The sequence below is a fragment of the Flavobacterium ardleyense genome (genome assembly GCF_042686085.1).
GTDB classification, from domain to species: domain Bacteria; phylum Bacteroidota; class Bacteroidia; order Flavobacteriales; family Flavobacteriaceae; genus Flavobacterium; species Flavobacterium ardleyense.
This window is the reverse complement of sequence record NZ_JBHUOL010000012.1, coordinates 742,726-765,276: the sequence shown is the minus strand read 5'-3', so window position 1 is coordinate 765,276 and position 22,551 is coordinate 742,726. Positions and strand designations below refer to the sequence as shown.

At 32.5% G+C, this 22,551-nt stretch carries 23 protein-coding genes and 1 pseudogene; 8 read left to right on the top strand and 16 right to left on the bottom strand.

Annotation, left to right across the window (positions count from 1 at the left end; translation table 11 throughout):
* Nucleotides 1-21: 21 nt before the first annotated feature.
* Complete coding sequence (locus ACFSX9_RS09235; RefSeq protein ID WP_379806889.1) at nucleotides 22-1,041, top strand: sensor histidine kinase; 1,020 nt, start codon at nucleotides 22-24, stop codon at nucleotides 1,039-1,041.
* Here ACFSX9_RS09235 and ACFSX9_RS09230 read toward each other — a convergent pair whose 3' ends face one another.
* The 3 genes from ACFSX9_RS09230 to greA are packed head-to-tail and all read right to left on the bottom strand — an operon-like array spanning nucleotide 1,042 to nucleotide 3,119.
* A complete protein-coding gene (locus ACFSX9_RS09230; protein WP_379806887.1) occupies nucleotides 1,042-2,211 on the bottom strand; it encodes a transglutaminase domain-containing protein in 1,170 nt (389 codons plus the stop codon).
* Nucleotides 2,212-2,250: 39 nt separating this feature from the next.
* A complete protein-coding gene (locus tag ACFSX9_RS09225; RefSeq protein WP_379806885.1) occupies nucleotides 2,251-2,640 on the bottom strand; it encodes an HIT family protein in 390 nt (129 codons plus the stop codon).
* Between the two features lie 2 nt (nucleotides 2,641-2,642).
* Complete coding sequence (gene greA / locus ACFSX9_RS09220; RefSeq protein ID WP_379806883.1) at nucleotides 2,643-3,119, bottom strand: transcription elongation factor GreA; 477 nt, start codon at nucleotides 3,117-3,119, stop codon at nucleotides 2,643-2,645.
* A gap of 156 nt (nucleotides 3,120-3,275) precedes the next feature.
* Here greA and ACFSX9_RS09215 point away from each other — a divergent pair, with 156 nt between their 5' ends.
* Nucleotides 3,276-3,698, top strand: coding sequence for a Rieske (2Fe-2S) protein (locus ACFSX9_RS09215; protein WP_379806881.1), 423 nt, complete (start codon nucleotides 3,276-3,278; stop codon nucleotides 3,696-3,698).
* A gap of 42 nt (nucleotides 3,699-3,740) precedes the next feature.
* Here the strand turns inward: ACFSX9_RS09215 and ACFSX9_RS09210 are convergent, their stop codons facing one another.
* The 6 genes from ACFSX9_RS09210 to ACFSX9_RS09185 all read right to left on the bottom strand — a co-directional run bounded on the left by ACFSX9_RS09210 (nucleotide 3,741) and on the right by ACFSX9_RS09185 (nucleotide 10,604).
* On the bottom strand, nucleotides 3,741-5,921 hold the full coding sequence (locus tag ACFSX9_RS09210; protein ID WP_379806879.1) for a TonB-dependent receptor: 2,181 nt from the start codon (nucleotides 5,919-5,921) through the stop codon (nucleotides 3,741-3,743).
* Between the two features lie 261 nt (nucleotides 5,922-6,182).
* On the bottom strand, nucleotides 6,183-6,584 hold the full coding sequence (gene arfB, locus ACFSX9_RS09205) for an alternative ribosome rescue aminoacyl-tRNA hydrolase ArfB (RefSeq protein WP_379806877.1): 402 nt from the start codon (nucleotides 6,582-6,584) through the stop codon (nucleotides 6,183-6,185).
* Nucleotides 6,577-8,673 carry a DUF4301 family protein gene (locus tag ACFSX9_RS09200; RefSeq protein WP_379806875.1) on the bottom strand — a complete coding sequence of 699 codons (2,097 nt, stop codon included), beginning with the start codon at nucleotides 8,671-8,673 and terminating at the stop codon, nucleotides 6,577-6,579. Before ACFSX9_RS09200 ends, arfB begins: the two co-directional genes overlap by 8 nt.
* On the bottom strand, nucleotides 8,649-9,257 hold the full coding sequence (gene pnuC / locus ACFSX9_RS09195) for a nicotinamide riboside transporter PnuC (protein ID WP_379806873.1): 609 nt from the start codon (nucleotides 9,255-9,257) through the stop codon (nucleotides 8,649-8,651). Before pnuC ends, ACFSX9_RS09200 begins: the two co-directional genes overlap by 25 nt.
* A gap of 7 nt (nucleotides 9,258-9,264) precedes the next feature.
* Nucleotides 9,265-9,978, bottom strand: coding sequence for a geranylgeranylglyceryl/heptaprenylglyceryl phosphate synthase (locus tag ACFSX9_RS09190; protein ID WP_379806871.1), 714 nt, complete (start codon nucleotides 9,976-9,978; stop codon nucleotides 9,265-9,267).
* The gene (locus ACFSX9_RS09185) at nucleotides 9,978-10,604 is read right to left on the bottom strand and encodes a 4'-phosphopantetheinyl transferase family protein (protein ID WP_379806869.1); all 627 of its coding nucleotides are present in this window, start codon (nucleotides 10,602-10,604) and stop codon (nucleotides 9,978-9,980) included. Before ACFSX9_RS09185 ends, ACFSX9_RS09190 begins: the two co-directional genes overlap by 1 nt.
* Nucleotides 10,605-10,733: 129 nt before the next feature.
* On the opposite strand from ACFSX9_RS09185, the gene ahcY reads away from it, so the two are divergent.
* The 3 genes and pseudogenes from ahcY to ACFSX9_RS09170 form a co-directional block, all read left to right on the top strand.
* Nucleotides 10,734-12,050, top strand: coding sequence for an adenosylhomocysteinase (gene ahcY, locus ACFSX9_RS09180; RefSeq protein WP_379806867.1), 1,317 nt, complete (start codon nucleotides 10,734-10,736; stop codon nucleotides 12,048-12,050).
* A 216-nt stretch (nucleotides 12,051-12,266) separates the two neighbouring features.
* Complete coding sequence (locus ACFSX9_RS09175; protein WP_379806865.1) at nucleotides 12,267-12,644, top strand: hypothetical protein; 378 nt, start codon at nucleotides 12,267-12,269, stop codon at nucleotides 12,642-12,644.
* Between the two features lie 285 nt (nucleotides 12,645-12,929).
* A pseudogene (locus ACFSX9_RS09170) lies at nucleotides 12,930-13,175 on the top strand (adenosylhomocysteinase); the annotation flags it as partial.
* A gap of 254 nt (nucleotides 13,176-13,429) precedes the next feature.
* Here ACFSX9_RS09170 and ACFSX9_RS09165 read toward each other — a convergent pair.
* Together ACFSX9_RS09165 and ACFSX9_RS09160 are read right to left on the bottom strand one after the other, a co-directional pair.
* Entirely contained in the window at nucleotides 13,430-14,245 is an 816-nt protein-coding gene (locus ACFSX9_RS09165) for an SDR family oxidoreductase (RefSeq protein WP_379806863.1), read from the bottom strand.
* A 24-nt stretch (nucleotides 14,246-14,269) separates the two neighbouring features.
* Nucleotides 14,270-15,343, bottom strand: a complete 1,074-nt coding sequence (locus tag ACFSX9_RS09160; protein WP_379806861.1) for an AOC03_06830 family ribosome hibernation factor — start codon at nucleotides 15,341-15,343, stop codon at nucleotides 14,270-14,272.
* 294 nt (nucleotides 15,344-15,637) lie between these two features.
* Here ACFSX9_RS09160 and ACFSX9_RS09155 point away from each other — a divergent pair, with 294 nt between their 5' ends.
* The 3 genes from ACFSX9_RS09155 (at nucleotide 15,638) to ACFSX9_RS09145 (ending at nucleotide 18,752) form a co-directional block, all read left to right on the top strand.
* Complete coding sequence (locus ACFSX9_RS09155; RefSeq protein WP_379806859.1) at nucleotides 15,638-16,009, top strand: BlaI/MecI/CopY family transcriptional regulator; 372 nt, start codon at nucleotides 15,638-15,640, stop codon at nucleotides 16,007-16,009.
* Complete coding sequence (locus ACFSX9_RS09150) at nucleotides 16,006-17,454, top strand: M56 family metallopeptidase (RefSeq protein ID WP_379806857.1); 1,449 nt, start codon at nucleotides 16,006-16,008, stop codon at nucleotides 17,452-17,454. The genes ACFSX9_RS09155 and ACFSX9_RS09150 overlap by 4 nt, the downstream gene beginning before the upstream one ends.
* Nucleotides 17,455-17,651: 197 nt before the next feature.
* Nucleotides 17,652-18,752 (top strand): DUF4407 domain-containing protein, encoded by a 1,101-nt coding sequence (locus tag ACFSX9_RS09145; protein WP_379806855.1) that lies wholly within the window; start codon nucleotides 17,652-17,654, stop codon nucleotides 18,750-18,752.
* A gap of 77 nt (nucleotides 18,753-18,829) precedes the next feature.
* Here ACFSX9_RS09145 and ACFSX9_RS09140 read toward each other — a convergent pair whose 3' ends face one another.
* The 5 genes from ACFSX9_RS09140 to ACFSX9_RS09120 all read right to left on the bottom strand — a co-directional run bounded on the left by ACFSX9_RS09140 (nucleotide 18,830) and on the right by ACFSX9_RS09120 (nucleotide 22,463).
* Nucleotides 18,830-19,582, bottom strand: coding sequence for a PH domain-containing protein (locus ACFSX9_RS09140; RefSeq protein ID WP_379806853.1), 753 nt, complete (start codon nucleotides 19,580-19,582; stop codon nucleotides 18,830-18,832).
* Nucleotides 19,583-19,766: 184 nt separating this feature from the next.
* The gene (locus ACFSX9_RS09135) at nucleotides 19,767-20,711 is read right to left on the bottom strand and encodes a zinc metalloprotease (RefSeq protein ID WP_379806851.1); all 945 of its coding nucleotides are present in this window, start codon (nucleotides 20,709-20,711) and stop codon (nucleotides 19,767-19,769) included.
* A gap of 121 nt (nucleotides 20,712-20,832) precedes the next feature.
* Complete coding sequence (locus tag ACFSX9_RS09130) at nucleotides 20,833-21,195, bottom strand: MmcQ/YjbR family DNA-binding protein (RefSeq protein ID WP_379806849.1); 363 nt, start codon at nucleotides 21,193-21,195, stop codon at nucleotides 20,833-20,835.
* A 3-nt stretch (nucleotides 21,196-21,198) separates the two neighbouring features.
* Entirely contained in the window at nucleotides 21,199-21,705 is a 507-nt protein-coding gene (locus ACFSX9_RS09125; protein WP_379806847.1) for a GNAT family N-acetyltransferase, read from the bottom strand.
* The gene (locus ACFSX9_RS09120; RefSeq protein WP_379806845.1) at nucleotides 21,705-22,463 is read right to left on the bottom strand and encodes a cyclase family protein; all 759 of its coding nucleotides are present in this window, start codon (nucleotides 22,461-22,463) and stop codon (nucleotides 21,705-21,707) included. Before ACFSX9_RS09120 ends, ACFSX9_RS09125 begins: the two co-directional genes overlap by 1 nt.
* Nucleotides 22,464-22,551 lie beyond the last annotated feature (88 nt).

Below are 22,551 nucleotides of genomic sequence, written 5' to 3'. Positions count from 1 at the left end.
AAAACAGAAGAACGTGTAAAAATGGAAATTTGGGCATCCGCTCAACAAAATTTAGCCAATGCTAATGAGGACACGGATATTGATTTACCTTTTGAAATTATAACAAACAACGCCACAATCCCAATGGTAGTAACAACCAGTGACGATGTTATTATATTTTATCACAATATTGCAGAAAGCACTACAAAAGATAGCATTGCATTGAATAAATATTTCAATTCGATACGAAACGACAACAAGCCGATTAAAATGGAATTGTCAGATAACGCCTATCAATTGGTTTATTACGGGAATTCGCCTCTTTTGAATAAATTAAAATACTACCCGATTGCTCTAGTCCTTATTATTATTTTATTTGGAGCCGTTGTTTATAATTTCTATAAGGCTACAAAAATGTCGACTCAAAATAAACTTTGGGCCGGAATGGCAAAAGAAACGGCGCATCAAATTGGAACTCCTTTATCCTCGTTGATCGGCTGGTTAGAAATTCTAAAAATGGAAAATGTAGAAGAAAGTACACTTTTAGAAATAGAAAAAGACATTACTCGTTTGCAAACCATCACTGATCGATTCTCAAAAATTGGAAGCGCACCCATTTTAGAAGCCAGAGATATTATTGAAGACACGAAAGCTACGGTTGATTATTTGCAATCTCGCGTTTCAAAACAAGTGGTTTTTGATTTTTCAGCACCTCAACATCCGATTACAGTTGCGATTAATCCGGCATTACACAGCTGGACGATTGAGAACTTAGTAAAAAATGCAATTGATGCCATGAAAGGAAAAGGAAATCTTACCATCAAAATTTCGGAAGTAGAAGATATCGTAAAAATCAAAATTTCGGATACTGGAAAAGGAATTCCTAAAAATCAATTCGGCAGGGTTTTTGAAACCGGATTTACTACAAAAAAACGCGGTTGGGGACTTGGATTATCCTTGACAAAAAGAATTGTGCAGGAGTACCACAAAGGAAAAATTAAAGTTGTACAATCTGAGATAGGAAAAGGAACAACGATGCAAATTAGTTTTAAAAAAGCTTAATTATTTCACCGGAATACCAAACCAAGTTGATTTTCTGAACATTTTTTTTCGGTCTTTTTTACTTTTAGAAACATATTCTTTTACAAAAATAGCTTGTTCTTGCGCTTGCTTTTCAGCATCTACAATTGAAGCTTTTAATGAAATGAAATTCGCCGCATTCTCTTTTCCAACCGTTCCTAAAACGAAGATTTCTTTCTTAACTTTTTCAAGCTGTTCTTGAGGTGTTTTTATCATTTCTAATAAAACTCCGTCTGAATACGAAGGTGTAAATTCTTTATTTCGGTAAATTATAAAATCGTTTAAAAGTATAATTGCGACGTTATATTCTTCCACAATTTCATTTAACTTTTTAATATTCGTGTTTTGTTGCGTTACGGAAAACACATTCTTTTTAAACGTATATTCTTCGAGAATTAAATTGTTTAGAATTCCATTCTTCTCAATTCGTTCCGAAGTTTCAAAAGCTTGATCAATAAGCGATAATTTCAAATATTTATCAATTTCCTTCTGATAATTGAAATTCATTTTAGGCTTTCCTTCAAATGTTTTTCCATTATAAAATTCTTGATTAGAAATTGGTTCTTTGGAAAATTGCCATAAATAATCAAACGGCATATGTGTTCTAAGACTAGCTGCCGGAAGCTGTTTGTAATATTTCGCACCTAAATTTCTAGTAAACTTTCCATTATTCACATATCCCGAATCCCATGTTGGGTCGAAAATATACCAATTGTTATCTTTAAACTTAATCGCACACCAAGCATGAGAAAGCTTTGCAATTTGATTGTTCTGTTTGGTGTAACCTGTAATAATTTCACACGGGTATTTTAAATCATCTGCAATTGCTTTGAACAACTTAGCATAATGAATACAGACTCCTTTTTTTGAAGTTAAGGCTTTGGTAACAAAATCCTCATCACTGCTCAGCAATTCAGTGGAGAAATTATGCGCAATATCGTAAGAAATATTCGTTGCCACATAAAAATAAGCCGCTTTGATTTGCAGTTCTTCGCTTTTAAAATTAGCTTGAATGTATTTTGCAATATCTTGTACCGATTTGTTTTGCTTTTCAGGAATTGACCTCATCAACTTTTCAACAGGTAAATAAGTGTTCTGTACTTGTGAAAAAGCGACAATAGGAAGCAGTAAAAAGTAAATTATATATTTCATAAACTGAGGTAAACAAAAAAACACCCGAAGGTGTTTTAATTATAAGTTCGAAGCAATTTCTTTAGCTACTTCTTGAAATTCTTCAGGAGTTAAACTCGTTTTTCTTTGAAAACGCATATCGTCCATATCTTGTAAGGGAATTAAATGCACGTGAACGTGTGGCACTTCTAAACCTACAACGGCCATTCCTACTCGTTTACATTCGATTGTTTTTTCTATTGCAATTGCAACTTTTCTAGAAAAAGCCATTAATTCCAAATATAAATCTTCTTCCATGTCAAAGATCTTGTTAATCTCTTGTTTTGGAATACACAATGTGTGTCCTTTTGCATTTGGATTCACATCTAAAAAAGCCAAAAACTTATCGTTTTCGGCTATTTTGTAAGAGGGAATTTCTCCGTTTATTATTTTAGTAAAAATACTTGACATAATTAGTCTCTTGTAATTTCTAATACTTCAAATTTTAAAGTTCCGTTTGGCACCGTAATTTCGGCCACTTCACCCACAGATTTTCCAAGCAACCCTTTCCCGATTGGAGAAGTTACTGAAATTTTTCCTGTTTTTAAGTCTGCTTCACTTTCTGCTACTAATGTGTATTTCATTTCCATACCATTAGCTTGGTTTTTAATCTTCACAGTAGATAATACTAATGCTTTAGATACATCCAATTGAGACTCATCAATTAAGCGAGCGTATGACACAACCTCTTCCATTTTAGAAATTCTCATTTCTAATAATCCTTGTGCTTCTTTTGCTGCATCGTATTCTGCGTTCTCAGATAAATCTCCTTTATCACGCGCTTCTGCAATGGCCTGAGAGGCTTTTGGTCTTTCTATACTTTTAAGTTGGTCTAATTCGTCTCTTAATTTTTTTAACCCTTCTGCTGTGTAATAAGATACTGTACTCATAACTTCATCGTTTATATAAATAGAAAAAATCCCAACTGCATGGGATTCCTATTCACAAAGATAGTGATTTATTTTTTAATATTAATTTATGACATTCTATAATGCATGTCAAAAGTAATTAATTAAATTTGTTTTCCAATTACTATATAAAATTCTATGAAAAAATACTTAGTCTTGTTGCTAATTCCGTTGTTTTTCGGCTGTGACAAAGAAAACTTTAGCAACAACAATCCTTATTTACCAAGTTATAGTTTTAGTTTAAATATTAATTTGGCCCTACCTCAATATAGCAATTTACAGTTTCCAAGTAATGCCGTTTATATCAACAATGGAAGCGCTGGTATTAGAGGAGTTATTGTTTTTAATACCGGAAGTGGTTATGTCGCATTTGATGCCGCTTGTCCAAATCAGGCATTAAGCAGCTGTTCTACCATGACTTTAAGTGGCATTAATGCAATTTGCCCTTGCGATGATGCTGTTTACAGTCTTTTTACCGGACAAGCTCCCGAAAAAGAATACAGATTGAAACAATACCGAGTGGAACAACTTAATGCATCTTCTCTGAAAGTTTATAACTAAATAAAAAATCCTGATGAATAACATCAGGATTCTTTATTGAATTTAAAATTTAAGCGTTACTCCTAAAAGGAAATTTATTCCAGCTTGTGGATAATAACCGGTTCCTCCATAGGTGATAATATTTCCAGAAGAATCGTCATCGTAAGTATAGAAAAATCCGTTTGATTCATATTCTAAATCACACACGTTATTTACTAATCCTGAGAAAACAATAGATTTAATTCCTTTGTTGATTTTCCAATCGTAGCTAATATTCAAGTCGTTTACAAAATAATCATCTAATTTAGAAGATTTCGCATCGATATTCCCCATAAATTGTTCGCCTACATATTTCGATAATATTGAAAATTCGAAGTTTTCAATTGGTAAAAAGGTCAAACGATTTCCTAAAATTATACTTGGTGAAAAAGCAATATCTGTATTCCCTAGATCCCGAAGAACGCCGTCTATTTCGAAATAGAAATCTTGGTTCTTATTTTCACTCAAAGTAACATTCGGACTCAAAATAATTTTATCTGTAATTGCAATTACTGATTCCACTTCCAATCCCAAACGATAACTTTTACCACTATTTGTGAAAATTTGCGAACCAACATCATTCAATGCTCCGGTTAAAACCAACTGATCTTCGTAGTTCATATAAAACATATTGGCTGAAATTTTCGCTTTTTCACCGTTGTATTTCCAACCCAATTCATAGTCATATAAACGTTCCGGTTTGTTGGCTTCACTTTCATAATCATCTCTTCTTGGTTCTTTATTTGCAATTCCCGCATAACCATACAATGAATTCTGATCGTCCAATTGATAATTTAAACCTACTTTTGGATTGAAAAATTTGAACGTATCATTTACATCGGCAAACTTCACACTTGTTGCTTTATAAAATGTCATTCTGTATTGCAAATCCACGTATAAATTCAATTTAGAAGTTAGATTTTGGGAAAGCTTTATATAAGCATTCATATCGTCTTTGTTTCCGTAATTATCATAATATCTGTTTGGATTTGGCACATAATATTGCGTCCAAACCACTTCGCCATAATGCTTTCCTAAATAACGATTTACTGCACCACCGAATAAAACACTTGTAGCTTGAGTTTTATAATTCAAAGAAAATGTAGTTCCAAAAAAATCATTATCTAACCATCTTTTTCGCACTAAATCAGTTTTTGCATTTCCTTCAAAACTAGGCAAATTATAACTTGAAAATTTTTGATCTTCTTTATATTGTTCGAAATATCCTTTTCCCATTGTATAATGCAAAGCGATGTTTGAAACCCAATTTTCAGACCAATTTTCAGACCAATGCAATTGGAAATGATTTTGACTATAATTATCGTTTTCATTGCTGTAAAATTGAATATTTCCGAGTTCATCTGTGTACATTCCCGCTGAATTGAAGGTTCTGTCATTTTTCAACTTATATGGATCTTCCAATCCGTTCCAAGCTTGATAGGTTTTTTCCTTCCCACCGAAAGCAATTGCCTTTATTAACGTGGTTTCTCGTACATAATTCGCATTGAAAAAATAACCAAACATATCCGTAGAAGCTCTGTCAATATAACCATCCGATGCAATGTTAGAAACCCTACCATTTATCTCGAAGTTATTGTGCAATCCCGTCCCAAAAGACAAGGTGTGCTTTCTAGTATTAAAACTTCCGAAAGAATTAGACACTTCAGCAAACGATTTTTCTTGATACGATTTGGTTTGCATGTTCAAACTTGCACCAAATGCTCCTGCTCCGTTTGTTGAAGCACCAACACCTCTTTGCAACTGAACACTTTCTAATGAGGAAGCAAAATCTGGTAAATTCACAAAAAATGTACCTTGACTTTCACTGTCGTTAAATGGAATTCCGTTTAATGTTACGTTAATTCTAGAACCATCGGAACCACGAACTCTCATATAGGTATAACCCACGCCGTTTCCAGCATCAGTCGTAGTTACCACTGACGGCGCATAACTTAATAAAACAGTAATATCTTGTCCTAAATTACGCGGTGCAATTTCTTCCTTAGTAACATTAGTAAAAGTAATTGGGTTTTTGTCTTTTGCTCTAATAGCAGAAACTGTGACTTCCTTAAGTTCATGAATCTTCAGGGAATCAATTGGCGTTTCTTGAGCGTAAGAAAAGAAACCTAAAAAAATGACAAATAGACTTAAAAACGCGCTACTTCTTGTGGCTTTGTAGCCTTGAATTGTGAATAAAGTTTTCATCCGTAAAATAAATACGAATAAAAGGGGTAATTACTCTTTGTTAAAATTAAATTTGATACGCTAACAACAGTAAAATCCTGAAACTAGTTCAGCACAATACTATTATTTTTCAATTCCCTAAACAGCATTATCTGTTCTAGGTTCTATGGGTATGATCTCAGCTCGTTATTTAGAGCACCCCTTTGAGACGCTGCAAAGTACGTTAATATCTATGACAATTGCAATGTCAAAATTTAAAGTTCGGTTTTATCAAACAGCCAATTAAAAGTTAGGCTTTTTTCGATTCTGTTTCAAAACGCTCATTACTTTTTTAGCATTGAGTCGTTTCTCCTTCGCTCTTCTTGAAACTTTGACTTCTTTTCGTTCTTTCGGGACTTTTAAACCATTTTCAATAATTGTTAGAAACTTTTTAATGGCAATTCCCTTATTCTTAAACTGACTTCTATCTTCCTCGCTTGTAACGATTAAGACATACTCTTGAGTAAGTTTATTCGCAATTTTAATTTGTAGCAACTCTTTTTCCTCTTGGGTCAAGCCCAAAGAATTAGCTAAATCAAAAGACAACACGACTTTTGAAGACACTTTATTTACATTTTGTCCGCCTGCGCCACTGCTTCTAACAGCTTTGAACTTTAGTTCCGAAAGTAAAATTGCTTTATCCATTGTTTTCAGGTTGATGCGCCGGTTTTAGCAAATCGTTAATCGTTTTAACCGGGTTAAATGTAATAACTGGAACTTCTACAAAAACAGTTAGCCATTTTGCCATAGCACCATTCCATAAACCTGGTAATTCATAAGCTTTATACAGCTGACCTTCCGTGTTTTTTGAAACAATAAAACCAGTGTTTTGATCCACAAATTGCGTCAAATTAAACTTTTCGCCTTTGTGATTTTTTAAACCACAAACCAAATCAACTGGATTAAAATGCGTAGCATCACTCACAATTTGTGCTTGTTTTTTGTTGGTTAAATCAATTTGTGAAGTTTCAACAATTTGAAGTGAAACTTTGCCCTCTTCATTCTTTACCCAAAAAGGACCACCACCAGGTTCGCCTTCATTTCTGACCATTCCACAAATACGAACTGGTCGGTTTAATTCATTGAACAAATACGTAATTTGAAATGTCTTTTTATACATTTCAAAATCATTAGGGAAAACCAAATGCAATTGCTTTTGCGCAAATTCTTTTATTGTTGCTATTTTTTCATCGGTAACTGAATCTTGTTGCAGGTCTTTTAAAAATCCGAAAATCTGTTGTTGCAACTGGAACAAAATTCCACCAAGTAACTTTTTGTATTTTACAATGTCTGAAATGTGATTTTGAGACACATTATCAATATTTTTAATGAAAACAATATCTGAAGAAAGCGCATTCAAATTTGCAATTAAAGCGCCATGGCCTCCGGGTCTAAATACTAACGAATCAGTAGCATCTCGAAAAGGCTTATTTTCAACAGTAACCGCCAAAGTATCAGTTTCTTCTTTTTGATAAGAAAACGAAACTTCAATAGCCTCGTGTTTCTTCGTTATTTCTTCAAACGCACTTTGGTGTTCGGGAGAAACTGTAAAATGAATTTTTGTTTTTTGATTTGGGATTTCGTAAAACACTGCTTCTTTTATATGCTCTTCAATCGGAGAAAGTACTTCATCTTCTTTTTGATGAAATGGCAAAATGCCTTTTGGCTTATTCGCAAAGTCAAAATACTGGTTTGAAAGTAATGTTTTGATTAAAAAATAACTTCTAACTTCTTTTTCTTTAGTAAAGTAATCCGGATATATTCCAATCGTTTTTTGTTTCAATTCTTGATAAAAAGGAAAACTCTTTAATCCCACTAGAAAAACTGATAAATGAGCACATTTTTTTCGATTGATATACGCATTCAAAGTGTCGTTCTCCACATCGAACTCCTTGATAAACTCCAATAAAAACTGGAACATACGCGTTGCAGCACCTGAAGCTGGAACGAATTTTTCAATTGCATGTTTCTCTTTATTATCGTCAAAAGAAGTAATGAATCTCTGAACTTCTTCTTCACTGTAAACGCTAATTCCGTCCTTTTTTATAGCCGAACGTACCAAATTTATTTTGGGAAACCCTTCTTTAAAAAAAGTCATTTGTTTCTGAATTGTTGCCATCGAAATACCCTTGTTGTAAATCGCAACAAAATCAGCTGTAGAAAAACCTAGCTCTTTAGCAATTAATAGTTCGTCAATTACTTGAACTGCTTTTTTAAAACGCACTTCTTTATTGCCTTCTATTTTTATATAAGGATTTCCGTTTTTTACTATTGCTTTTTCAAAGATTTTAAAAGTCTTTTCTCTATCATCTGGACTATCACGTAAATCATCTGCTTCCCACGGCACATCAATATAAGTAAGGAAAATCAAATCATATTCATGTTCTTTCGCTGCTTCCTCTAATCTAGCATCACATCTGTGGTAGAAAATATCTGAAAACACTTTTGTAACCAATAAGTTTGTATCGCAAAACAAAAACTTATTTGCTTTTAAAACTGCTTCATTTTCTATTTTAGTCTGACCTATAGCAATAGCAATCAGATCTTCTTCGGTACAGATTTCTTTGTCTTTGTCCCATTTCTCTTGTAGAAAATCGCGAGCAAATTCAGGAATCCATCCGTCATTATAATGTGTGGCTAATTGTGTAGAAAGCGTTGTTTTACCTGTGCTTTCTGGTCCGTACATTGCAATCTTTATAATATCAGTTGCTATTTGTTTAAATTCTTCTTCCATTCCATATAACCATAAACTGCAATTATAGTAAAAATCGCATATTGAATACTTGTAAACGTGTATCCTCTGTAAAAATACAAAGGTATTGAAACTATGTCTCCTATTATCCATAGGATCCAGTTTTCTAATTTTCTTTTTGCCATCAGCCACATTCCAACAAAGAAAATTCCTGTTGTAAACGTATCCACATAAGCAGTCCAATGTGTGAATTTATCAAAATAATTGTAAACTACTAAAACAAAAATGACTGTTAGTATAAATAATAAAATACCATAATAGATTTCTTTTGAGGTTACGCTTGTAATAGGTAATTCCGGTTTATCATCCGATTTTCGGGACCATAAATACCAACCGTAAAAACTCATGGATGTATAATAGATGTTAATCATCATATCCCCTACTAATCCCCATTTATTCAACAAATAAACAAAAATAATTGTGCTAATAATTCCTGTTGGATAAACAGCAATGTTGTTTTTCTTGGCAAAAAGCACACTGGCTAATCCAAATAAAACAGCAACTATTTCTAACGCAATATCAATTGTATCATATTCACTGTACTGTGAAAATAAAAATTCGAACATAATTATTTTATAAATTAAAGAAATCAGAATCGTTTTCAAAAGCTGTTCCTATGACTATTAAATCAGCTCCTGAATTATAAACTTCTTGTATTGTTTTCATGGAGCGAATTCCTCCGCCTACAATAACGGGAATTTCGCAGTTTTCTGTTATATATTTAGTCATTTCTGCAGAAACGTTTTTGGTTGCGCCACTGCCGGCTTCTAAATAAATTAATTTCATTCCTAAGAAGACACCAGCTTTTGCAGTAATGTAGGCTAATTCAATGTCATTATAAGCAATTGCACGTGTTTGACTTACATTTTGAACAGTCGTTTCTTTTCCGCCATCAATTAACAAATAAGCTGTTGGAATTACTTCCAAATTCGTTTGTTCTAAAAGACGTACCGAATTAATTTGGTGTTCAATCAAATAATCTGGATTTCTCCCAGAAAGCAAACTTAAAAATAAAATTCCATCTGCTTCATCTGAAATCTGATACGGATGACCAGGGAAAATTAATGTTGGCAAGTTAGTTTTCTTCTTTAAAATGGCAATCAATTCATTCAAATGCGAACCGCTAAAAGTACTTCCTCCCACAAAAACATGCGTTGCGGGCGAACTTTTAATTTTTTCAGCCAAAACAATAGCATCTTCAACCGTTACCTTTTCCGGGTCGATTAAAATTGCCAACAGCTTTTCGTTTTTTGCTTTTGCCTGAAGTATGTTTTCGTAAATCGTCATTAATTTGGAATTGCGCACACAAAGATATACGCTTCTACGGGATAAAACTGAATGGAAAACGTTTCTAATTGGTTATTAAATCTTAGCTCAGCGGTACAAATCCCATCTTTTAAATCAAATGTACGTTCAGATATATGCTCTGGAAAACTAATTCCTTTTTCATTCTTAATTTTAAAAATAGATTCTTTTACTCCCCAGATCACCGTTGCCTTTTCTATTTGTTCTGAAACCTCAAGACCTTCAAGATGATTTACATCCATAAATCGCGGTGCAATTTTGAGTGTTTTCTCTTTTAATTTTTCCAGATCAATTCCGATAATTACATCACTGATACAGATTGCAGAAAATTCGTGCGAATGCGAAATAGAGATGTGTTTTCCGTCGATTAAATGCGGTTTACCAACTTCATCGTATGATAAATCAAAATCAGTATAACCCAAATGTTGCAACAACATTCTGACTGCTAAAAAACCGCATTGATGCGCTTCCGATTTCATCGATTCCAGCCTAAAAAGCGAAGTGTCTTTTAAGGAAACAGCTCTGAATAACGAAGTTACATCTTCAGTTATCTCCCAGAAATGTGCATTTGTGGTTTCGTTTATTTGTATAGATTTATAGAAAGGCATTTATATTTTATTGTATTTCAAACCATTAGAATATTAAACAATTCACAAATTAGTCAAATTTCTTGATAAAGTAAAAAGTAATTTTGTAAATTTGCACCCTAATTAAGAACATACAAATATACAAAATAGATGAGTACACAAACATTTCCATTTATAGCTTTTAAAGTGAAAGACATTTCTCTTGCAGCTTGGGGTAGAAAAGAAATTGAATTAGCAGAAGCTGAGATGCCAGGATTAATGGCTTTGAGATCAGAATTTGGTGACAGTCAACCGTTAAAAGGAGCAAGAATTGCAGGATGTTTACACATGACAATTCAAACGGCTGTTTTAATTGAAACTTTAATTGCTTTAGGTGCAGAAGTTACTTGGTCATCTTGTAATATTTTCTCTACTCAAGATCAAGCTGCTGCTGCGATTGCTGCTGCTGGAATTCAAGTTTATGCTTGGAAAGGATTAAACGAAGAAGATTTTGACTGGTGTATTGAGCAAACTTTATTCTTTGGTGAAGACAGAAAACCACTAAACATGATCTTAGATGATGGTGGAGATTTAACAAATATGGTATTTGACCGTTACCCGGAATTAATTGCTGGAATCAATGGTTTATCAGAAGAAACTACAACTGGAGTTCACCGTTTATACGAAAGAATGAAAGCTGGAACTTTACATATGCCAGCTATCAACGTTAATGATTCAGTTACTAAATCTAAATTTGACAATAAATATGGTTGTAAAGAATCTGCAGTAGATGCAGTTCGTAGAGCAACTGACATTATGTTAGCTGGAAAAAGAGTAATTGTTTGTGGATATGGTGACGTTGGAAAAGGAACTGCGGCTTCTTTCCGTGGTGCTGGTTCTATTGTAACTGTTACAGAAATTGACCCTATTTGTGCTTTACAAGCTGCAATGGACGGTTTCGAAGTAAAACAATTGAACACAGTTATCAAAACTGCTGACATCATCATTACTACAACTGGAAATAAAGACATCGTTCTTGGTTCTCACTTTGAGCAAATGAAAGACAAAACAATTGTTTGTAACATCGGACATTTTGATAACGAAATTGATATGGCTTGGTTAAATAAAAACCATGGTGCATCAAAAATCGAAATCAAACCACAAGTTGATAAATACACAATTAACGGAACAGATATTATTCTTTTAGCGGAAGGTCGTTTAGTAAACTTAGGTTGTGCTACAGGTCATCCAAGTTTTGTAATGTCAAATTCATTTACTAACCAAACGTTAGCTCAAATTGAATTATGGACAAACATTTCAAATTACAAAAATGAAGTTTATATGTTACCAAAACACTTAGATGAAAAAGTTGCTGCTTTGCACTTAGCTAAATTAGGTGTTGAGTTAGAAACTTTACGTCAAGACCAAGCTGATTATATTGGTGTTGAAGTTACAGGTCCATACAAACCAGAATACTACAGATACTAGAAAGATTTTAGATTGTTTAAAAACGATTTTAGATATTAGATTTAAACCCCGATTTCGAGAGAAATTGGGGTTTTTTTATTTAATTATGTTTTCCTAAAAGTTAAATTCAGTTTTTTAAATATAATGATTATACAATAATTATATAAAATGTTGTAATTTATTAGTTCGAATTTAGTCGAAATTTACAATTATATTTTAATTTAAAGAAGTAATAAAATGTCAAAAAATAATAAAAAACAATTCGGAGTTTGGATGGATTCTCAACATGCTACAATAATTGGTAGAGATGAAAACAATGAAGGTGAATTTAAAGTTCTTGGTCACGAAAAAAACAGCAGCGTTCCTAGAAATTCAAGTGAAAATACAGAAAATAATCACGAAGTAACTTTGAGAACAAAATTCTTTAAAGAAATCACTTCTCACATGCAGAATGTTGACGAATTGCACGTAACAGGAACAGGAATAGCTCAAGAACAATTTATTAATTATCTTGCTGAAACTCCTCAATATAAGAATGTAGAAACTTCTGAATGTACTACCAACAAAATGAGCGATGAAGATATAGTTGCTCACATTTCAAATAAATTTAATTAATTACTAAATTTATCAGATTTAAAAAACCTCAATTGGTAAAAATTGAGGTTTTTTTTTCTTTTTAAAACATATCATCGAATTGTTTATAATATTCACTTTACCACTCCATGAAGTTTTGTGAATTTCTTAAAAATTATCTTTCTCCAAAATGGAAGTAATTTTCACTTTTAAAACTAGTGAATTAATTTTAAATTAGCGTAGCAATACATTTATACTGCTAATAATTTTATCTAAATACTTTCGAAAAACTAGATTAAAATTTACATAGTATTTTCATTTACCAATTTAAATAACTCATTCAACAACCAAACGCTAGCTCAAATTGAATTATGGACATACATTTCAAATTACTAAAATGAAGTGTACATGCTACCAAAGCATTTAGATGAAAAAGTAACAGCTTTGCACTTAGCTAAATTAGGTGTTGAGTTAGAAACTTTACGTGACGATCAAGCAGCTTATATTGGTGTTGAAGTTACGGGACCGTTTAAGCAGAATATTAGAGATACTAATCTGAAATTCAGAAATTAGAATTCAGAAATTAAAATATAGAAACCCTTGCAAATTTGTGAGGGTTTTCTTTTTTTTGGCATTACCACAAGGGTCGGGCTTTTCGCTGTATCTTTTTATTTTTTAAAGAAAAAAACAAAAAGGATGCCGCTTCACTCCCTAATGCATACCTGTTTTCAGTTCACTATTTTTGGAAAATCCTACAAAAACAAAAACCTTCCAACATAACAGCTGAAAGGTTTTTATCATTTTAAAACAGACTTTACAATTTAAATTTATATGCCCATTTTTTTAATGTTGTGAATCACTCCACCATCTACTAAAACATCAGTACTGGTTATAAAACGAGCGGCATCACTTACTAAAAAGTGGATTACATCAGCAACATCTTCCGGTTTACCGTTTCGTTTTAAAGGCGTTGCTTGTTTAATCATCTCCATTCGTTCTGGATGTTCTTCTGCTGCTTTCAATCCCATTGGCGTTTCAATAACACCGGGTGAAACGGATACAATTCTTGCTCCTTTTTCGCCCCATTTGTCGGCGTGTTTATGCGTTAATAAAATCACACCACGTTTGGCGAAATTGTACATTACATCAGAACTACCGTTTACAAATTTGCTTACCGTTGCAAAAGAATCTGCAGCTTGTGGGTTTTGAAGTGCTTCGTCATACTCTTTGTTAGCTGGAATCGTATGAGCCATCATCGAAGAAAGTAAAACCGCTACCGAATCTTGATCCGCAACTTTGTAAAAAGCATCTACTAATAGTTCTGTTGCAACCAAATCAATGGTAAAAACTTTGTTTAAATCTTTTACGGTTCCGCTTACTCCAGCCGTGTGGACTAATGCTTTAAATGTTCCTTTTTCCGAAACATAATTTACCAGTTTCTCAACGTCATTTTTATCAGTGATATCGCAAGCAATTCCAGAAACATCGAATCCTTCTTTTGCTAATATCGCTACCGTTTTATCAACACTTTCTTGTGCATAATCTGTAATTACTAAAGGTTGATTTTTAAACGCTCGGGCACAAGCCTGACCAATTCCTCCTGCTCCACCAGTAATTACTATTAATTTTTTATCAGTATTCATTTTATAAAACTTTAAGTTGGGCAATTAATATCTCGTAATTGCACCAAAACCATTAAACCTCTCTAATTCTCCTTTTGGAAGAAAAACAACATCACCACCAAAATTCATATTCATACCAATCATTTCGTCATAAATATCGTCGATAACACCTTTATCACTTCTATGCGATGCTTCTACATAAGTAATCTCATCTCCTTCTAAAACCGCTGGTTGAAATAAACCTTGTTCTATAAATAGCGTTTGCACACGACCTTCTTTAATCGCTTTATAGATTTCATTCGTATCACTTAAAAATTTATTATCGGTAACAGCTTTAAGTAATTCAGTTTTTCTATCCGCGTTTTTAGTGGCAAGATGTTCTTCAATAATTTTTGCTGCTTCAGTGACAATTGCGTGATCTTTTTCTTCGATTCTGTTTTTGTTTAAAAACGTAGTAAAAATACTTTCTTTGTGATCTGCAATTTTTAAATATTCTGGATAATTTTCTTCAACCGTACAAATTAAAACGGGTAACGGATTCTCTTTTCTAATCGCATTTACTTCTTTATCCACCAAGTTGAAAAACTCAGCAATTAAACTGGATTTTCTGGAAGCAATTGCATCTTCCGCTTTATTTCTAGTAAAGAATTGCTTATTTTCCATAGGGAAAGGCGACTTAAATTCTTTAACTACTTTATCATTCAACGCTTCAATCAATCTTGCATTATCTTGACTTAACACTAAAACATAGTAGTGCGATTCTTTATGCATCGCTCTAATTAAATCTCTTGTTGCAAACGTATCGTCAATAACTACACGATCTTCAACGTGAATTGGCAATCTTGTAAATTCTGCAATCTCGTGGTTTACAAAAAGCAGTAAACTATCTAAATTATAATTGTGGTCTATTTCATCTGCAAGTGCATTTAATTTTTCAACTAATTTACCTGCATCGCGTTTTGTAGTATCTGCTAAAAGTCTGTTTTCCGCATCTTTGATCAGCTTCTTAAGTGTCACGTGATCCTGAATATTATCTGGTTTCGTTCTGTGCGAATTCATAATGATTGAAATGCAATTCTCTGAAGTAAGGTCTTTTAGTTTTTTTAAAATAGTGCTCATCTTTTCAAGTGTTTAAATCGATTAATAAATATAATGCTAATTTACGATTTAAGTCTGACACTTACTATGATAATAATCAGGCATTTATCCAATAAAATTCACTATCTTATATACTAATCCTGTTTTTCTATGCTTTTTAGCGATTACTCGACTTTTAAGAAAAATAATACAAATACATTAATGACTTTACTTATTTCTACATCCATTTAAAATATTTTTTAAAAAAAATAGCTCTACACTTGTAGAATTGATTTTTTGTTCTACATTTGTAGAGTTAATATTAAATAGGTAGTAATGCAATTATCAAATTCGGAAGAACAATTAATGGAACATTTGTGGAAACTTCAAAAAGCATTTATGAAAGATTTGCTAGAAGCTTTTCCAGAACCTAAACCTGCTACTACGACTGTCGCGACTTTACTAAAGCGAATGATCGCTAAAAATTTTGTGGCTTACACCGAAATTGGAAACGCTAGAGAATATTATCCATTAGTAAAAAAAGAAGCTTACTTCTCGAAACATGTAAACGGATTAATAAAAGATTTCTTCAATGATTCGGCATCACAATTTGCATCTTTTTTCACCAGAGAAACGAATCTAACCGAAAACGAACTACAAGAATTGAGAAAAATAATCGACGTTGAACTTCAAAAAAAGAAAAAATGATCAATTTCCTCTTCGAATCGACTGTAAGTCTAATTGGGTTCCTAGCCTTCTATCATTTATTTTTAGAGGGTGAAAAAATGCATCGGTTTAATCGTTTCTATTTATTGATTTCGTTAGTAGTTTCGTTTATTATTCCGTTACTCAATTTTGAAATCATCGAAATAATTCCGGTACAAAACACCAAAACGCAATTTGTTCAAGAATTTCCCATTTCAAATCAATCCATTCAAGTTGCAGAAGTAGAAAGTGTTAATTACCTTCCAACGCTGTTATGGAGTTTATATGGCATAATTACCTCATTCCTTTTAATACGATTTGGGAAAAACGTTGCACAATTATATCACAAATCGAAATCCAATCCTGTAGTAAAATATAAAAAAGCGAAATTAGTTTTGGTGGACGAAAATACACTTCCGCATAGTTTTTTAAACTTCATATATGTCAATTTGGACGATTATGAAAATCATAATATTGAAGACGAATTATACACGCACGAATTAGTTCATATAACTCAAAAACATACGTTAGACATCTTATTTATTGAAATATTAAAATGTCTATTTTGGTTTAATCCCATAGTATATTTCTATAAAAAAGCAATCCAACTCAACCACGAATTTCTTGCAGACGAAAAAGTGGTGAATTCTTATAACAATGTTACTTTTTATCAAAATTTACTTTTACAAAAAAGCAGTAACATTCAAACGATTTACTTGGCCAGTAATTTGAATTATTTAGTAACCAAAAAACGATTAATTATGATGACAAAAAGCACATCAAAAAAATTGGCATTAGCCAAGAAAATAGCTATTGTTCCAATTTTAGCAGGTTTAGTTTATTTTTTCAGCGTTGAAATTGTAGCTCAAGAGAAAATAACAAGTGTAGAATCTGTGAATAAAAAAGATACTGTAACCAAGAAAGAGAAGCTTGTTTTAGAGAAAACACATAAAAGAAAAGTTGAATATCTTACCTATAAAGTTTCAGATGAAGAATACTACAAAGATGTGGTGTGTGTTTATTATCAAAATGTTGAAGGAAACGACATGACTAAATGGCCTGCTAAAAATATAGTTTTTTCAAAAAAATATCAAGAGTTATCGAAAGATGAAATTGAAAAACTAATATTCTTAAAATTTCGTCAAGAACCAACTGTGAAAAAATCACCAACTCAAAAAGAAATAAATGATTTTCAAAATTCAAAAAAATATGCAATTTGGATTGATGGTATTTACGTAGATAATTCTAAATTAAACAACTATAAACCATCGGAGATAGTAAGTTTTGGTGGTAGCGTAGTTTTAAAAAATGCAAGAACTAAAAAACACCCTCAACCATTTCAATTCTGGTTTTACACTAATAAACATTACAAAGATAAAAATATGGATAAGTGGCAAAGTCGTTTTCCTAGCGATTCATTAATTATGTCAGGTTCCAAAAAGAAATAATTAATTTAATAAACTGAAAACATTTCTCCTTTTTTATATTAGATTTTTTTTTATGAAATAAATTCAAGATTTCGTTTGTACATTATAGTGTAAACGGAATTTTCTGTTTATATAAAACTAATTATCAACAATTTACAACTACAAGTAACATTTGGCTTTAAATTTGCACTAATAGTTATCAATCAAAATCAATCATCATGTTAAAACGTTTTTTCATCTTATGTTCGGGAGCCGATTCCGACCTAATGAATGGTTGTTCTAATGGCGAGCAAAATAAATATGCTGGAATTGGAGCTACCGTTTTCTTCACCGCCGTAATGGCTTTTATAGCTTCAAGTTATGCACTTTTCACCGTATTTGACGATGCTTATATGGCAATGGGATTTGGGCTAGTTTGGGGATTATTGATTTTTAATTTAGATCGCTTTATTGTTTCCACCATTAAGAAAAGAGATTCTTTTTGGAGTGAATTGAAACAAGCAACACCAAGAATTGCTTTGGCAATTATTATCGCCGTAGTTATTTCAAAACCTTTGGAAATTAAAATTTTCGAAAAAGAAATCAATACGGTTTTATTGAAAGAGAAAAATCAAATGATGTTGACTAATAAAAAAGAAATTGCTAATTATTTTCAGTCGGATTTAGATAAAAATAAGACGCAGATTGACAGTTTAAAATCAGATGTTTTAAAAAAGGAAAAAGAAGTTAACGAGTTATATGCTGTATTTATAACGGAAGCGGAAGGAACAGCAGGTTCAAAATTATTAGGCAAAGGTCCGGTTTATAAAGAAAAACGTCAAAAACATGATGCAAGTTTGGAAGAATTATCACTTTTAAAAACGACGAATCAAGCAAAAATCACCGATTTAGAAACTAAAGCAAAAACACTTCAAGCCGATTTAGATAAAAAAATAATAGAAACCCAACCAATTATCGAAGGATTTGATGGATTAATGGCAAGAATAAACGCATTAAATCAATTGCCTTGGTTGCCTTCATTTTTTATTATGTTGTTGTTCTTGGCCATTGAAACTTCGCCAATTATTGCAAAATTATTAGCTCCAAAAAGCGAATACGATTTTAAGCAAGAAGACAATGAAATGGGCATTAAAAATATGTTGGCCCAAAACAATTACCAAAGTGAATTGCAACGAAAAACGGATGCTGAAATTTACGATAAAGTGTATGCGGATATTAGAGACGACAAAGAGTTGTACGATTACAAAAAGAAAAGTGCTTTGGAATTATTAAAACTGCAAGCGGATGGCTTTGTTGAAAAACAGAAGCGTTCGATGTAATTCTTAAATATATAATACATAAAGAAAAACCCAACATTAATTCAATGTTGGGTTTTGTATTTTATAGCTTATTGAGGTTACAAAAACTTCAATATTTCCGATTTTAAACGGTCATATTCGCCTTGTAGGATTAAACCGTTGTCTAATAATTTTTTATAATTCTGTAATTTGCTAAACAATTCATCTTGTGACAAATCTGATAAACCTTTTTCTTGGTTAGTTCTAATTGGTGCTTCTAATTCCGTATCTCTAATAATGTCATTTGGTGTTGGCATTATTTCCGCATAAAGCGTTACTTCTTCTGTTGGCGTTTCTTCTATTGCTTCTACTTCTTCAACCTCATCAATTGGTGTCTCAACAATCGCTTCGGGTATTGGTTCTACAATTACTGGTGCTTCAACGATTGGTTCTGCTATTGGCATTATTACTATTGGATTCTTCAATAAATCCAATTGCTCTTTAGCATAAGTATATAGTTTTCGCGCTTGATTTTTCGGTAAATAATCAACCGTGTGCGTCAAATCTGATTTCGTAGAAAAAGTAAAATCGGCACCTAAAATTCCTTCTTTCACGAAAGAAGCTTCAATATCAGACCAATCATAATCTACGAATTCCATTGACAAACCTAAATTCTTAGGTTTACACAAAATGATTCGCTTGTTTGTGACAACAATACTATCCGGAAAAAGAGTTACTGCCGGTTTTTTTTGCACAGCAATATAACCTACTTCCTCATTAGACATCAACAAGTTGTCCAATTTAGCCGTGATTTTCTCAATAGCTTTAGGATCTTGGTCTTCGTTTAATATTTTTTTTAAATTGTCAATCATTTCGTTTGTTTTTAATTCCTTTAAAATAGAATTTTCTCTTTAAGTCGAATCTATAAATTTTTTATAAAAAACCTCAAAGCTTTTTATTCTATACAAAAGTATTCTAAAATTACTAAATTAATAACTTTTCTACGAAAAAAGCCGCTTAATAAATTAAGCGGCTTTGATATAGATTTGATAAATATTATCTGAATGAAGATCTTGGACCTGATGAAGCAAAAGCTGCAGACATTCTACTAACTTGACCTTTTGAGAACATATACATTCCTCTGTCATCTGTATAATCCATATAATTCATATACATTTCTAAAGGCTGACCAGAACAAGTACTTCTATGACCCACAGCTGGAACACCTGAATTTGCAGCATTATGAGTTGGTGTATCAGCAACTTGATCATTACCACAATTAGCATCTCCCCAAATATGACGTAAATTCATCCAGTGACCTACTTCGTGAGTTGCAGTTCTACCTTTGTTGAAAGGGTAACTTGCAGTTCCTGAAGTTCCTGTGTATTTTGAATCGATAACTACACCATCCGTTGCAGATGAACCTCCAGGAAATTGAGCATAACCTAAGATTCCTCCGCCAATAGTACAAACCCAGTAATTTAACTTCGTAGTTGGCGAAGTAGGGTTAATTCCACCTTGTGATGATTTTTTCATTGCATCATTCGTTCCCCAAGAAGCTTTAGTAGTAGCTTTTCTGTTAACTCCGTCTAAAGTAAATTTAACTTTTAAACCACCTCTTACACTGTTGAAAGGATTATTTGATACGTAATCTGCATTCGTAGCATTAAAGTCATTGTTTAAAACAGTGATTTGTGATTGCAATTGTGCATCAGTAATGTTTTCTGAACCTGTTTTATAAAGAACATTAAAAACAACAGGAATTTCTAAAACACCATTAACAATTCTACCTTCTGTCAAAAATTGCTCAGCTTGAAGGTCAAAAGCTGCCATTCTTTGTGATAAACTCGGATCCTCAGCTAACTGTCTTTCTAAAACGTCATGAGAAGCACATCCTCTGTGTGCCGTTGCTACAGCTCCATCTTCTACTGCAACTGAATCCTCGTTACTACACGATAAAAGCATCGTCAATGCGAATGCTGATAAAATTAATTTTTTCATAAAATATAGTTTGGTTATAATTCTGCAATTATATAACTATATTTTTGATAATACACCATGCAAATTCGCTAAAAATTACACATTATTAATTTTTTTTGTTATAATACAATCAAAAGATAGATTAAAAATCAGTTGAGGCCCTTATTTTTATGGGTAAATTCATAAAAACCAAGTCGTATGAATTAGTGATTAATTCACATATAATTTTATCTGAAACATCACTATTAAAATGAACCGTATTCCAATGTGTTTTATTCATATGATATCCTGGTTCTATAGCTTCAAATTCTGCACGAAGTGCTATTGCTTTATCAGGATTACATTTTAAATTGATCGCTGGATTGCCTTTTTCCCAATTAGACAAAGAAGTTAAAGCGAATATTTTTCCACCAACTTTAAACACCAAAGTATCTTGGTCAAAAGGAAAATGTTCGGTTACACCTATTTTTGACAAGCAAAATTCGTATAATTGTTGGATGTTCATTGCTTATAATTTTATTTCAAACAATGCGAATCCATCCGCTTTATAATGTTCCGGTAAATCACTTGTCCATTCTATTATGCTTATTCCTTTATATGTGAAACCGCATTTGATGTAATATTGATTTAACGGTTCGTTGCCGCTGGTAGTGTCTAATCTAACATATTCTAAATCCTTTTGCTTACCGTATTCAATTACCCAATCGACAATTTTTTGCACGTAATTTCGACCTCTAAAATCGGGATGTGTCGCAATTCGATGAATATAAACCGATGGATCGTTATCCGCTTCTTTCCAAATTATCGGATCACTAAATGTAAGTACGAAAGTGGCACTTATTTGATTTTCATCTTCAATTATGAAATGTCTTCCTTCTGCAATTTCTTGTTCCACCATTTTTCGTTCAAAACCTTTCCAGGTATTTGTTCCTACTTTTTGTTGAAAAGCGGTAGCGTATTCGTAAAGTTCGAAAATTGCATCAATGTCGGTTGTTTGGCTTTTAATTATTTCCATTAGTTATTTATTTTATATAAAACAGGTTTGCTAGGACTCGCATCATTTTCAAAAGAGGCGATTTGTAAATTTAAGATATAACTTCCGTCTAAAATAGCATTATCAACGTAAATCATTTCGGTAATAGTACAATTCATTCGTGCATCTTCGTTCAAATTAGTAACATCTTTTACGTTCCAAAATGCTTTGTGTGCCAATAGCTTTCCTTCATCGTGTTCTTTATCAACACTTGGCAAATCAATCAGTAAATGTTGAATTCCGATTTCTCGAATAAAAGCTGAAGCCGATTCGTCTAAATAAGGCGGATTCGTATTCGAATACTTTAAGTGTTTTTTAGTTTCGGGATTTGGTACTGTCCGGATGATAATTGCTTCTGACGATTTCCCGTTTAAAGCTTTTTCGATTTGTTCCTTAGTAATTACTAAATCGTCGCCAATTGCTTTCGGCTCGACCGAAATGAGTTCGGCTGTAAAGAAAAACTGCTTCAAGCAGTGATTTATGCTGTAAAAATCGCGTGTAATATGTCCTAAACATTCGGTATGCGTTCCGTGTGCATGCGGATTGAAGAAAATATTATTGAAATTAGTTGATGATTTTCCTTCGGATACTTTTCCGATCCAATCCCCCATTTTTACGGGTTCAATTTCAGGAATATCCTGATACCAGGCAATCGGATTTTGCTCGTTATTGGTCAAAGAAATTGAAATATCTAAAGGTTTAGATAAATCTATTGTTGAATTATTTATTGTTGCTATCATTTGCTTAACCACAAAGGGCACAAGGGTTTATCACTAAGTTCACAAAGCTTTGTGTCTCTTTGTGCCTTCTTCGTGTTCTTAGTGGTTA